Consider the following 14224-nt stretch of genomic DNA (forward strand, 5'->3'; position numbering starts at 1 on the left):
AAAAACCTCATAACACACTATAAACCACACCATTAATTCGTTAAGGTGTATTTTAATTTAGCCAAAACGCAGTAGTTTAAGAATTCACCTACAAGTTAACCCCAAAAAAAAAGGCCATTTTTTTCAAAATGACCTTTACTTTATATTTTTCAAAAGCTTAATTAGTAAATAATAACTCTCTATATTTAGTCAATGGCCAAAGCTCATCATCTACTAGTAACTCAAGCTTATCACAGTGATATCTAATTTCATCAAATAGAGGCCTCACATTAAAGCAATATGCTTCAGCTTTCTCCTCAAAACAATCTAACTTATTAGCCTTCTTACGCTCATTAATCATTTTGGTAACATTAGAGTTTATAGATTCAATATGACCAGAAATTTGCTCAATTAAATTCATTTGCTCATTTGCTAATCTCTTGAAATCCTTACCGTAAATTTCTTTTAAACCTCTAACGTTTTCAATTAAAACATTCTGATATTTCACAGCAATAGGTACGATATGATTTCTAGCAATATCCCCTAATACACGACTTTCAATCTGAATACGAAGAGTATAATCCTCTACCTCAATCTCATAACGAGCCTCAACCTCCACCTTATTCATGATTCCAAGCTCACTATAAAGATCAAAAGCTTTTTGTGTTACTTTTGCCTTAAGTGCTTCAGGAGTTGTTTTATTATTACTTAAGCCACGTTTTTTAGCTTCTTTCTCCCAAGCTTCTCCGTAACCATTTCCTTCAAAAAGAATGTTTTTAGACTTTTTAATATACTCTCTTAAAACATTAAAAACAGCCTCATCTTTCTTTAATTTTTTTGCAGCGATTAAAGCATCTACTTCTACTTTAAAGTCTTTTAATTGTTTTGCTACAATAGCATTTAAAACCGTCATTGGATTTGCACAGTTTGCTGTAGAACCCACTGCTCTAAATTCAAATTTGTTTCCTGTAAAAGCAAAAGGAGATGTCCTGTTTCTGTCCGTATTATCTAATAAAACATCTGGAAGTTTTCCAACTACATTAAGTTTTAAATCTGTCTTTTCTTCTGGCGAAAGCTTGCCATTAGTAACATTTTCAAGTTCATTTAAAGTTCTTGTCAATTGATCACCAATAAACACAGACATGATTGCAGGAGGCGCCTCGTTTGCTCCTAAACGATGATCGTTACTTGCCGAAGCAATTGCTGCTCGTAGCAATTCTTCATTATCATGTACCGCTTTAATAGTATTAATAAAGAAAGTCAAGAATTGAAGGTTACTCATTGGTGTTTTACCTGGCGCTAAAAGATTAACACCTGTATCTGTACTCAAACTCCAGTTATTATGTTTACCAGACCCATTTACACCAGCAAATGGTTTTTCGTGGAATAATACTTTAAAATTATGACGAGCAGCAATTTTATCCATTAAGTCCATTAATAAGGAGTTATGGTCAACCGCTAAATTAGCCTCATCATAAACTGGCGCTAACTCAAATTGGTTAGGAGCTACCTCATTATGTCGAGTTTTCACTGGAATACCTAATAACATACATTCTGTTTCTAGGTCTCTCATATACGCCATAGCACGATTTGGAATAGTTCCAAAATAGTGATCATCTAACTGCTGCCCTTTTGCTGAGGAATGCCCTAATAAAGTACGCCCTGTCAAAACAATATCAGGTCTTGAATTAGCCAAAGAACTATCTATTAAAAAGTATTCCTGCTCCCAACCTAACGATGTATTTACTTTTTTTACGCTTTTATCAAAATATTTACAAACTGCAACCGCTGCCTGATCTATAGCCTGTAATGAACGCAACAACGGAGTTTTAAAATCTAAAGCCTCCCCCGTATATGCAACAAAAACTGTAGGAATACAAAGTGTTGTTCCGTAAATAAATGCTGGAGAAGTTGGGTCCCATGCTGTATAACCACGAGCCTCAAAGGTGTTTCTAATTCCTCCATTTGGAAAACTAGAAGCATCCGGCTCCTGTTGTACCAACTGTCCGCCACCAAATTTTTCTATCGCTCGACCATCTCCAATAGGCTCAAAGAAAGCATCGTGTTTTTCTGCAGTTGCACCCGTTAACGGCTGAAACCAGTGAGAATAATGTGTTGCTCCTTTAGAAATTGCCCATTCCTTCATCCCTGTAGAAATATGATCTGCAACTCCTCTATCTATTTTTGATCCGCTTTTAATTGCGTCTTGCACACTTTTAAATGCTTCTTTCGTCAAATATTGACGCATGGTGTCTTCGTTAAATACGTTAGCTCCAAATATTTCGGAACGACGCTGGTTTTCTTCAATATGCACGGGCACTCTATTGAAGGTTTCTTTTAGCGCAAAAAATCTTAAGGTTGACATATGTTGGCGTTTTTAAATTTATACTATGTAATTTATAGGGCAAATTTACGAAAAAATGCACTTACTCGACATTCACCCCTAAAAAAAATAGGGTTAAAAATGAAAAACATCATATTTAACCCTATTTCACAGAAACATTTTTTATTAAAAAAAATTTCTATACCATATATATAGGAAGCAAAAACTAGCCTTTAAAAACTAAAAATATAAAAATAGAATAAAGTAAAACTAAAGCAAACCCTTTCAACTTTCCTATTTCATGTCTTTTCGGAATTAGCGCCAATACTAAAACTATTGCTCCAAATATTAACATCCAAAAGATATCTCGAGATAAAATAGATGACTCTGTAACAGGAATTGTTTTTATCATAGAAGTAAGCCCTAATACAGAACCAATATTAAAAATATTAGAACCTATTAAGTTTCCTAAAGAGATTGCTTTTTCTTGTTTTGCTGCTGCAATAACCGATGCTGCCAACTCCGGAACACTTGTTCCAATAGCTATCATCGTCACTCCAATAACCGCTTCACTAACATCTAACTGTCTTGCTATTTCAGTAGCTCCTTGCACCAACCATTCCGATCCAAAGTACAAAGCTAATGCTCCTATTAAAAACCAAATTATAATTTTAAAGTTGGAAACAGCAGCTAAAGCCTCATCTACCTCTTCTGAAACCTCATCAGACTTTTGGGTTTTGATCAAAAAGACTACAAAAGCAATTAATGCCGCAAATAAAACCCCACCTTCAACAGCTGTAAGTTGATTATCATTCCATAAAAAGTAATATAATGCAATAGAAAAAAGCATCATTACAGGCCAATTCACTTTATAGAAAGATGTATCTACCGCAATAGAACCAACAACAGCCGTGATACCAAGCACCAATCCTATATTTGCAATATTAGAACCTACTACATTATTTATAGCAATAGCTGGAGAACCGGTAAGAGCTGCTTGTAAACTCACTAGTAATTCTGGTGCAGAGGTAGCAAAAGACACTACTGTCATTCCTATTACTATTTTAGAAATATTCAGCTTGAATGATAATGCTACAGAAGACCGAACTAAAAACTCTCCTCCTATTACCAACAAAACAAATCCTAAAATTAACAACACAATACTCATATAAATATTTTTTTGCGAAGATACTATTTCTAAGAAACCAAAATCAAAGATTTTAATTTTTATACGAACAGAATACAAAAAAAAGAACCACAAATTTTAAAGTTTGTGGTTCTTTTTAAAGGACTCATTATTGAATAATAATTTTCTTATTTAAGACCCTTCCTTCGGAAGATATTCTGAAGACATACATTCCTTTGGAAAGATTTAAATCTAACAAAGTGCTTCCTTCTATATTAAAACTATGCACTTTACGGCCTTCTACCGAAAACACATCTACTTTTGCTTCGCCTGAAATTCCATTTATATAAATATAATCGCTTGCAGGATTTGGAAACACTTTCACTTCCACTGTATCAGCTTCAGCAATACTCATGGTTTGCGACCATGATTCCCCGACCATATTTCCCCAGATATATTCAATTAAATCTGGCTGATCTATAAATGGGTTTCTATTAAATTGCCAATTATAAATCACGTTATTTCTATTCATTTCATAATCATCCGGCGGATCATTTCTATGCCAATCTAATAAAGTCTGTAAATCTCCAAACTGACCAACGCTTCCATTCGGGTAACCATTTACAATTTCTAATCCGTTATATCTTACCGCTAAATAAAACACGCCACGCGCTACATCTCCTTTAAACCCGCCTTGAGTTCCTGCAGGACCTGTATACTCCCCATAAAACTGATTTCCTCTACTACTATTCTCAGGACCATCTACAGCTCTTAAAGCATGCGCATCGGAGTTTCCATGACGAAGAGAATCTGCTTTTGTTGTCCAAAAAACATCTACACCATCAGCTACCTCGTCTTCTTCTATACTGTAATAACCTGCTCGAGATCTTGGAAAAGTATGTTCTCTATTCCATTTCCCTGTATTCACAGAGGTGGTTTGAAAGTCTAATTTCGCTCTTCCTTGTTCTAAATACACCAACCAAACCTCATTACTGTTTTCCGGATTTTGATCTGCTTCTTTTAAGATATCAATCACATCGGCATAAGTTTGTGCTCTCACCACACTTGGATCTGCAATAATATCCTGCAATGCTTGACGTAAATCTGTATCTGCCAAACCATCAAGGCTATCATAATATCCATCAGGTTGTGTGCTAGCAACATTTCCGTAGGTAGAATTTAAAGGCGTCCCAAAAGGAGCGACAGTAAAATCATTGTCTACAATTCTTACCTCTATAAAATTATGGCCCGGCACAAAAGGCTCAACAAGATCTAAAAAATGAATTTTCGCAACCTCATCCCCTTCATCAAAATCATCATCTATAGTTGCAATAGTTGTGCTTACAGAATTTTGACCTGCAAGAATTGTTAATGAAGTTGCACCTGTGTAATCAGCGTTGTTAAATCCGTAATTATCAAGACTAATAGCAAAAGTCACATCAGAAGCAACAACTTCTTCAGAAGTAAAGGTAATATCAAAACTATCACCTTCACCTACTTGCGTATTACTTACTGTAATCGAAATTGGGTTTATTGGAATACCAGAACCATCATTCTCTCTTCTCGGAGTTGGTGTAGCAGCTGCAAAAGTTACACCCCCCATAGTATCTACAAATCGCTGAATGGATTTCGGATTCGCATTTGTACCATTATCATTATACTGCGTGGTTTCTCCTAAAAGGGTTAATAAACCTGTTGCATCAGGATCATTAGTACCATATACCATAGCATCAACTAAATTAGTTTGAGTCGCCAAAGTTCCTTCCGGAAAATCCTCCACACTAGCCTGATAAATCCCAACTGCATCTGCTCCATTCTGAATAACATTATCTGGAATAGAATATTGAGGATAAGGATACACTTCTGAACCACCAATAACTAATAGGCCATTATTATCTGTAGTATATCCAGCCAAATCAATTACCATATAACTAGAATCCCCTCCGCTAGAAGAACCATTAAAGAAAACTAAGATGTAGCCATCTGTAGAAAAGTTTGGGGTTTCTGATTTAATCTCTATAAACTCGGCGGTATCAATACTAGGTGTATCTGGATCTAACTCATTAATTACAATTTGTGCAATAGAAAATTGCCAGGACAATAAGAAAACTACTAAAATAAATAAATTTTTCATGCTTGATTTTTTACTAAAACGCTAAAGTAAGTAAGCTTTTTGGATTTAAATATTTTTTAAACGATTTAACATCCTAAAACCAACTTATTTAGTTAAACGAAATTAAACTTAAATTCAAAAATAATAAGCGAAATACAAAATTTCACTCCTTTTTTAAATAAAACCCCCCTTGATTTATAAAAACACACAGAAAACCACCCTAAAAAACTAACATATAGAAACTATAAACAATAAATATAATTACACTTAATAACCAATAGCAAGACACATATGATACATATTGAAACATATTACATCTTTTTAGTTATAAAACAGCATTTAATTTCATGAATTCTATATAAATCGTTTGGAGGATAATTTCCAAAATATATATATTGAAAAAACAATCAAAAAAACGAATCTATTTATTAACAGATAAAACCATTGAATTATGATGACACTTGCAAAGATTTTAATTGACATTATTACCTCAGTAATGTAGAAGTTTAAAATAGTAGAACTTAGTCTAGAATAAGTTTTACTCTTCTAAAAGATTAAATGTTTTGTATTTTGTATTTAAAGTAATAGTTTTACCAATTCTAATTAACTAGATTTTAAAGCATTGAAGAAAAAAGCATTCAAAGTATTAGCAAAAATTAACAAGGCCATCTTACCTAGTTATACCAAACAGCGTTTAGACTTAAGCAAAGCTAGCAAAATACAAATGGCAATATTTGGCTGGAAAGTTTATGTCACAAAGAACGCACTAGATTAGATCAATTTATTCCTTATCCCTGCAGAAAAACAAGCAGTTACATCACACCCTTATATTTCAACAAAGTTTGACCCATAAAGTACTTTTAAAAATATTTTATTTTATAATAAATATTCTTTCAGTTTATTTTGTCATTATCCTAAAAAGAAATATATTTGCACCCACAAAATAGGCCATGTGGCGCAACTGAATAGCGCACTTGATTACGGCTCAAGAGGTTGCAGGTTTGAATCCTGCCATGGTCACTAAAAAGAATGCAAATTCTTAGCAAAACCACTCAATCACTATGATTTGAGTGGTTTTCTGGTTTTTAGACTATCATTTTATTTGATATCAAATCAATCTAATTGGTCTGCTAATCGGTTACCTCCAACTCAAAGTGTCTGCTCAGCAGACACTTTGAAGAAAACAGTTTTGAAAAGTACAGTTGATTTGACTTTCGTCCTAACGATGTTAAACACCTAAAGACGACAACTATGCGCACAAAACACACATTCTCAACATTCTTCTGGTTGCAAACTACTAGAGCAATCAACGAAGAAGCACTCCTTTACGTAAGAATTACAGTAGACGGAAAAAGAGTAAACATTAGCTTAAAAAAACGGGTTCCTATTACTTTATGGGACAAAAAAAAGAAAAAAGCAAAAGGATCCTCCCCTTTAGCTAGGCAAATCAACAGCTATATAGAGGAAGTTAATACCAAACTGTTCCAGATCTATCAAGACTTAAAATATCAAGACCAGCTTATAACAGCTAAACTGATTAAAGCTATTTATAACGGAGAAGAACAAAACAGCAAATCCTTAAAAGATATTTTCGACTACCACAGCGAAAAAATCAAAGACACCCTAGCTCCAGGTTCTATTAGGAATTACGGAATTACACAAAACTATATTTTCCGCTTCCTAGAAGAGAAAAAACACAGCACAGACATCCATTTAAACAAACTCAATTTCGAGTTCTTAAGCCAATTCGAATTATTCCTTACAAAAGTATGGCCTACAGGGCACCCAAAAGCACTAAGCAATAATACCAGAATGAAACACATACAACGCTTAAGAAAAGTAGTAACCCTAGCCTACCACCTAGAATGGATAGACCGCGACCCTTTTATTAAGTGGAAAATGAGCTACGACAAAACCACAAGAGAATTCCTTTCAGAACTAGAACTAAAAAACCTAGAAGAAAAAGTCTTCCTATCAGAACGTCTAGACCGCGTACGCGACCTATTCGTTTTTAGCTGTTATACCGGTATCAGCTACATAGATATCATGAGCCTTACGCCAGACAATGTTGTATTAAACATAAACGGCGGAAACTGGATAATGACCAAAAGACAAAAAACAAACGCAACAGTCAAGGTCCCTCTACTAGACCAAGCACTAAGCATCATTAATAAATACAAAAACCACCCTATAACCAATATATCAGGATCCTTACTCCCTGTAATTACAAACGAAAAATTAAATGCTTACCTAAAAGAAGTAGCCAACCATGTCGAAATCCACAAAAACCTAACCTTCCACATGGCACGCCATACATTTGCAACCACGGTTACCCTATCCAATGGCGTACCTATAGAAACCGTATCCAAACTCTTAGGACACTCAAAAATCGCCACCACACAAATTTATGCTCGGGTATTAGAACATAAAATAAGTGACGACATGAATACGCTTCAAAACATATTAAGAAACAAGAAATCAGACAACAATAGCAAAGCAAAACGAAACAATTAGAAGGAAAGTAAACTACTGCTTTAGAGTTATTTAATTTTGAAATAAGTAAATTCTTACATAATTTGAAGATTTTTTATAAAGGAATTATGCAAGAAATTGGCCCAATCTTGGATAGCTACACAAAACAAGTAGCCACAATTAAAAAATCTAACCTTCACGATATTGAAATTCTAAACGAAGGATTACACCTTTCTATTGACACCCTAAACCAATTCAGAAAACTACTTAGAACGAAGAAGTATTTCTCTACAATAGATAAAGAAATACTCTTCTTCAAAGTAGTAAAACCATATATAAACGGAAGAATAAAGTTTTTCTCAAAAGTAAGAAGGTTTTTATTCGAAAGACCAAACGCAGACATTGTACAACAAATAACCTATGTCTCCTATTTAATAGATAAACTAGAAAAACACAAACTCCGAAACTTAGAATTCTTTCAATACATGAAGCAGTCTAATACATTATTAGACCACATTTATTTTGTTCGCGGGGTAGACAGATTAGATTTCCCTGTAGACACATCACACTACTATACAGACCCCGAATTCTCTACAAGTCACGATAATTTAGCAGCACAAGTAGTTAGCTACGAGCTACTCACTAACTACTACCAAAGAGAACTTCTGTATTTAAGAAAACTAAAGGAAAGCATTGCTTTAGAAGAACCAAAAGCATACTCCTTCAACAAAGTATCCTGGACAGCCTCCAAAACAGATCTAGTAGAATTACTGTACGCACTTCATAGCGCTGGTGCCATAAAAAACGGACAAGTAGAAATCAGTAAAATGGCAGAAGCTTGCAACAACCTTTTTGACATCAACCTCAACAATTTCTATAAAACCTATAGCGAAATTAAAAACAGAGAAAAAGACACCACAAAGTTCTTAGACCATCTAAAACAATGCCTCTTAAACCGCATAGAACAAGACGATTCGCAATAAAAAACCCCTCCCCTTTCTTCGGTACTACCACCCAACTACCGAAAACATACTTACACATAACATCCACTTACTAAAAAGCACCTTCAAATAGTAAAATGCTAGCAAAAACCCTCTTTGCTATACCATAGCATTTTTTTGTTTTACCAAAACACAACAACTTCCAACTAATTTCAAAAAGCATTTAAATCGAAAAACTCCACTAACCCCTTATATAACCTAACCTTTCAAACACAAACACCCATAACACAAATGTTAAAATTCTTCGGTACTACCGAACACATACCGAAGAATTTCCAACAATATCCCCCAAGTTTGTAAAACGAAAGTCAAATCAATCCAAAAAGAGTTTTTAATAATTCTTTTTAAAAGCTCCCTTAAGGCAAGGGAGCTATTTACCAACAATCTAAAACGTTTTACAATGAAAACAGAAAACAAACTTCACCCAAGTCAAACAAGCAAAACACCAATGCTTCGTAACCAAATCATCACTACAGATGATCTCTATGAGTTCAAATTGCAACTATTCGAAGAGCTCAAAAAACTACTCAACAAAAGCAGCCACATACCAAACCAGCAATACCTAAAATCTGCTGAGGTTATGAAATTGCTTAAAGTAAGCCCAGGAACCTTACAAAATTTAAGAATCAATGGCACCATCCCCTACACCAAAATCGGCGGAATCATCCTCTATGATTACCAGGAAATCACTAGAGTACTTCGCGAAAACCAATACAATAACAAGTAAAAAACAGACTCCCTAAAAGGAGTCCTCAACACGCTCAAAGTGTCAAAACATGCCAACCATCAACTACATAAAGCATCTCAATGCAGTCTTTCAACAATTCGCAAAAGACAGTAGGTTAAACCCAACACACATTAGCTTATACATGGCATTCTTTCAATTATGGAACCTTAACCGATTCCCAAATCAATTCCACGTAAATCGAGAGGATGTCATGAAGCTATCCAAAATAGGGTCCAAATCTACCTATCACAAATGTGTAAAGGAATTAGACAACTACAAATACCTCATCTACTACCCTTCCCACAACCCGTTCAAAGGCTCCAAAATCAAGATGCTCATTTTCGGGACAAGCTCTGGACAAGCAGTGGACTTAGCCGTCCTAAATTCGGGACAAGCACTGGTACCTTCTTATAAACATAATAAACATATAAAAAACAGAAGTAAACTAGAGCGCCCAAAATCAAAAATAGAAGTAATCACTTTTTTTAAAGAAAATAAATGGCCAAAAATAGAAGCCGAAAAATTCTTTAACTATTACGAATCCATCGATTGGAAAATAAAAGGCGAAACCAAAATCGCCAATTGGCAAGCAACAGCTCAAAACTGGATACTCAAAGCCGAAGAATTAAAAACCAAAGCAAACAAAAAAGCAGTAAGCCAAAAAACAGACAACCTAAAAACAACCAAAAACAAAAATTACAACCAGCCTTTATAATGGCACAGTTAGAATACATGTACAACCGCATCCAAAACCAGGAACCAATGAAAGGAAAAGCAACATATATGATCACCGAAGGAGGAGTCGATTACACCCTAGGCACCATAAAAAACAACTACATCCACTACGATTTCGATAAAGTCCTAATCTTTTTAGAAGCAAAAGGAAAAAACCTATTTGGGCAACATTTTAAAATTTATGACGAAGACCACCCAATCATTTTCAAGCTATGCATATATGCCATTCACGAAGTCGATTACTGCAAAAAACTGGATATCGACCCAAACAAAGGAATACTCCTTACCGGTCCAGTTGGCTGCGGAAAAACAAGCCTAATGAAACTTATCAGGCACCTCACCCCACACCGCAAAGCCTATAAAATCGTCCCTTGCAGAAATACCGTGTTCAACTTCAACCACCTAGGCTATAAAACTATAGAAGACTATGGCTCCGATGGCTACTATTGTTTCGATGATCTAGGCGTAGAACCTACCGGAAGACACTATGGGCAAGACTGTAACGTCATGGGAGAAATCCTCCTATCCCGTTACGACTACAATGAAAACCCAGCACAAAACCGCAGAATCATAACCCACGCCACCACCAACCTCAACGCTGCAGAAATAGAAGACCGCTACGGAAACCGCGTACGCTCACGCATGCGCTCCATGTTTAATTTATTGGCTTTTGATATGTCTGCAAAGGATAAACGATAACTTAGGTATTTAAAAAAGTAAATAAATAAGTGAAACATCTATAACAAAACCCCAAATCTCAATTAATTTTATTAATTTAGTCATCCCCTCTTTCCAATAATATACAATCGACAATTTTTAATTGTATAAACACCTATTAGGTATTTATGCAACTTTCGCAGGCTATTAGAATGTAGCATTTTGAAAAAGAAATCTTTCAAGGTGGATTAGCTTGATAAACAAATATGAATTATAGCTGTATGGCAACTAATCAAACAGCTGTTTTGTATATATGTTGGGAACTAACCGAAAAGCCAACTAAATTTTGGAGTAGGTGTAATTTAACAGGTTAAAAATGAAAAAAACAATTTTATTATTAGGTTTTGCTATTAGTATCGGTACAATGATGTCCTTCACTAACAAATCACAACAAAAATCAAACATTGTAATTACTACAAACTCCGATTATTGTGATGGCTGGGAAGACGGCTATTGTGAAGGATGGAAAGATGTAAAAGGCCAATTTGCTGTTTGTCCTGTCACACCAGTATGTCCAGTTCCAGAAGTTGGAAAAGACGGCTATAGAGGAGGCTACAATAGAGGTTTTAAAGCAGGAATGAAGGCTGCAAGAAATAATTAAAAACCCCATTAACTAAGAATGAGATTGATTGTTTGGTTTGAGTTCTTTTATTAAATCACTTACAGTTTTGTATCCATGTATAAATACACAAACACATCACCCAAACCACGCAATTAATCTTTAATAGTTACACTTAAACTAATTTACACTCTTTCCCAATACAATAAATTCACTTCAAACTTTACATTAAAAATTAATGACTACTTTATTTTATTACTGTACAAACACTTATAAAACCTAACAATCCCACCTTTTTCACATAGATTGTACACAAATAACAATAAATTAAATTTGTTTATTATCTAAATTAAATTTATGTTTGTACACAGTTAACAACAAATAAAATGAAGTTAAGTCAAATCACATCTATTACCTCAGGTATTAACGAGCGTAGAAACCCGCAAGGGAGTATCTATTATTTGAGTGCAAGTGACTTTATCGCTCCTCACACTTTAGATCCTCTTCTGGAGCCAAGCATAATGCCTTCACCTAAATTAGAAAAACATTTTCTAAACAAGGGAGATGTAATTATTTTATCCAAAGGACATCACGGGTTTATTGCACACAGCTATCAAGCTATAAAAGAACCGGCAGTAGCCTCTTCTATATTTATGGTATTACGGGATATCAACCCTAAAGTATTACCAGAATACATAGCCTGGTATATAAACCTAAAGGCAACACAAAAAGAACTAATCAACTTTAGTCGAGGGTCAGCACTACCAGCCATCAACAAAAGAATTCTGAGCGATCTAAAAATTCAAATTCCAGATTTAGAAACTCAAAGAAAAATAGTAAGATTAGATTCTCTAAAAAAAGCGGAAACCAAAATCATCAATAAGCTAGATCAGCTTAAAACAATAGAGTTAGAAATAGTATTAAAAAATAAAATCCAATAAACATGAGCAATAAAATTAAATCAGAAGACATTAACAGAATTATTTGGCAAGCGTGCGACACCTTTAGAGGGGTTATAGATCCCAGTCAATACAAAGACTACATTCTAGTTATGTTGTTCTTGAAGTATGTTTCTGATACCTATACAGAAAAATATGAGGCCCACCTTAAAAAATACGACGGAGATATTGCTCGTGCACAAAGAGCTATGGCTTCAGAACGCTTTATTGTTCCAGAGCATAGTCATTTTGATGCTTTGTATGACAAACGTAACGAACCTAATATTGGAGAGTTAATAGATATTGCTTTAGCAGACTTAGAAGATGCCAATCGTGAAAAATTAACAAGTAGTGATGGTGCAGGAATTTTTAGAAACATTAGTTTCAATAGCAGCAATTTAGGAGATAAGAAAGACAAAAATTCACGATTAAAAACTCTACTAACAGATTTCAATAAACTAGATCTTAGACCTTCAGCATTAGACGGTCAAGATGTTTTAGGAGATACTTATGAGTTTTTAATATCAAACTTTGCTAGTGATGCAGGTAAAAAAGCTGGGGAATTCTATACCCCTAAAGAAGTATCTACAGTCTTAGCGCGTTTAACTAAATCGAAACCTGGAGCACGTATTTATGACCCTACTTGTGGGTCGGCTTCTCTTTTAATTAAAGCTGGACAAGAGGTCGGAGATCCTAACTTTTCTCTTTATGGTCAAGAGGCAAACGGAAGCACCTGGGCACTAGCTGTTATGAATATGTTTTTACACGGTTTCGATAACGCATCTATTCGTTGGGGAGATACATTACGTAACCCAAAGCACACCGAAGGAGACAACCTAATGAAGTTTGATACGGTAGTTGCAAATCCGCCATTTTCCTTAGATAAATGGGGGCAAGAAGAAGCTGAAGATGATAAATACAACCGTTTCAACCGTGGGGTTCCTCCAAAAAGCAAGGGAGACTGGGCATTTATATTGCACATGATTGAAAGCGCTTACGAAGATACAGGTATTGTAGGTGTTGTTGTGCCACACGGAGTACTATTTAGAGGAAGTGCTGAAGGCCGCATTCGTAAACGTGTAATAGAAGATAATTTATTGGATGCAGTGATAGGACTTCCAGCCAACCTATTTTTCGGTACAGGTATTCCTGCAGCCATACTTATTTTCAATAAAGCTAAGGACAAAAGAACGGAAACCTTATTTATTGACGCAAGCGAAGAATACCTTAATGGTAAAAATCAAAATATTCTAGCAGACAAACATATAGACCACATTGTAGAAACCTATTCCCGTTTTCGTGAAGGCGAAATCAAACCAGGTATAGTAGAAGACAAATACAGCTATATCGCTACACTTTCAGAAATGAAAGAAAACGAATACAACCTCAACATACCACGATACGTAGACACATTTGAGGAAGAGGCCGAAATTGATATAACGGAAGTACAAACAGAAATCTCTAAATTAGAAAATGATCTAGCAGATGTACGTTCTAAAATGCAAGAATACCTTAAAGAATTAAGTTTATAAAT

Annotated in this window: 12 protein-coding genes and 1 tRNA gene; 10 read left to right on the top strand and 3 right to left on the bottom strand. The window is 34.9% G+C overall.

Translation table 11 applies throughout. The features are described 5' to 3' along the window. Window positions 1–157: 157 nt before the first annotated feature. The 3 genes from DU428_RS11050 to DU428_RS11060 form a co-directional block, all read right to left on the bottom strand. Entirely contained in the window at window positions 158–2344 is a 2187-nt protein-coding gene (locus DU428_RS11050) for a glutamine synthetase III family protein (protein ID WP_072350685.1), read from the bottom strand. A 184-nt stretch (window positions 2345–2528) separates the two neighbouring features. Then, the gene (locus tag DU428_RS11055; RefSeq protein WP_072350849.1) at window positions 2529–3470 is read right to left on the bottom strand and encodes a calcium/sodium antiporter; all 942 of its coding nucleotides are present in this window, start codon (window positions 3468–3470) and stop codon (window positions 2529–2531) included. 127 nt (window positions 3471–3597) lie between these two features. After that, window positions 3598–5562, bottom strand: a complete 1965-nt coding sequence (locus tag DU428_RS11060) for an endonuclease (RefSeq protein ID WP_113966358.1) — start codon at window positions 5560–5562, stop codon at window positions 3598–3600. A 601-nt stretch (window positions 5563–6163) separates the two neighbouring features. Between DU428_RS11060 and DU428_RS13545 the strand changes: the two genes are divergently transcribed. From DU428_RS13545 to DU428_RS11110, 10 genes are all read left to right on the top strand, one after another. After that, window positions 6164–6316, top strand: a complete 153-nt coding sequence (locus tag DU428_RS13545; protein ID WP_072350683.1) for an SsrA-binding protein — start codon at window positions 6164–6166, stop codon at window positions 6314–6316. Between the two features lie 171 nt (window positions 6317–6487). Further along, window positions 6488–6561: transfer RNA gene (locus DU428_RS11070), tRNA-Arg, on the top strand. Window positions 6562–6792: 231 nt separating this feature from the next. Beyond that, window positions 6793–8055: a site-specific integrase gene (locus DU428_RS11075; RefSeq protein WP_113966359.1), complete on the top strand. Its 1263-nt coding sequence runs from the start codon at window positions 6793–6795 to the stop codon at window positions 8053–8055. Between the two features lie 62 nt (window positions 8056–8117). Next, window positions 8118–8996 carry an RteC domain-containing protein gene (locus tag DU428_RS11080; RefSeq protein ID WP_243633513.1) on the top strand — a complete coding sequence of 293 codons (879 nt, stop codon included), beginning with the start codon at window positions 8118–8120 and terminating at the stop codon, window positions 8994–8996. 466 nt (window positions 8997–9462) lie between these two features. After that, window positions 9463–9741, top strand: a complete 279-nt coding sequence (locus tag DU428_RS11085) for a helix-turn-helix domain-containing protein (protein ID WP_072350848.1) — start codon at window positions 9463–9465, stop codon at window positions 9739–9741. A gap of 49 nt (window positions 9742–9790) precedes the next feature. Next, window positions 9791–10456 (top strand): hypothetical protein, encoded by a 666-nt coding sequence (locus DU428_RS11090; RefSeq protein WP_317047507.1) that lies wholly within the window; start codon window positions 9791–9793, stop codon window positions 10454–10456. Window positions 10457–10503: 47 nt separating this feature from the next. Next, complete coding sequence (locus DU428_RS11095) at window positions 10504–11175, top strand: P-loop NTPase family protein (RefSeq protein ID WP_072350846.1); 672 nt, start codon at window positions 10504–10506, stop codon at window positions 11173–11175. A 334-nt stretch (window positions 11176–11509) separates the two neighbouring features. Next, entirely contained in the window at window positions 11510–11794 is a 285-nt protein-coding gene (locus DU428_RS11100) for a hypothetical protein (protein ID WP_072350680.1), read from the top strand. A gap of 344 nt (window positions 11795–12138) precedes the next feature. Next, window positions 12139–12693, top strand: a complete 555-nt coding sequence (locus tag DU428_RS11105; RefSeq protein ID WP_113966360.1) for a restriction endonuclease subunit S — start codon at window positions 12139–12141, stop codon at window positions 12691–12693. Window positions 12694–12695: 2 nt separating this feature from the next. After that, the gene (locus DU428_RS11110) at window positions 12696–14222 is read left to right on the top strand and encodes a type I restriction-modification system subunit M (RefSeq protein WP_113966361.1); all 1527 of its coding nucleotides are present in this window, start codon (window positions 12696–12698) and stop codon (window positions 14220–14222) included. Window positions 14223–14224: the final 2 nt, after the last annotated feature.

The organism is Oceanihabitans sediminis, assembly GCF_003337215.1.
GTDB classification, from domain to species: domain Bacteria; phylum Bacteroidota; class Bacteroidia; order Flavobacteriales; family Flavobacteriaceae; genus Oceanihabitans; species Oceanihabitans sediminis.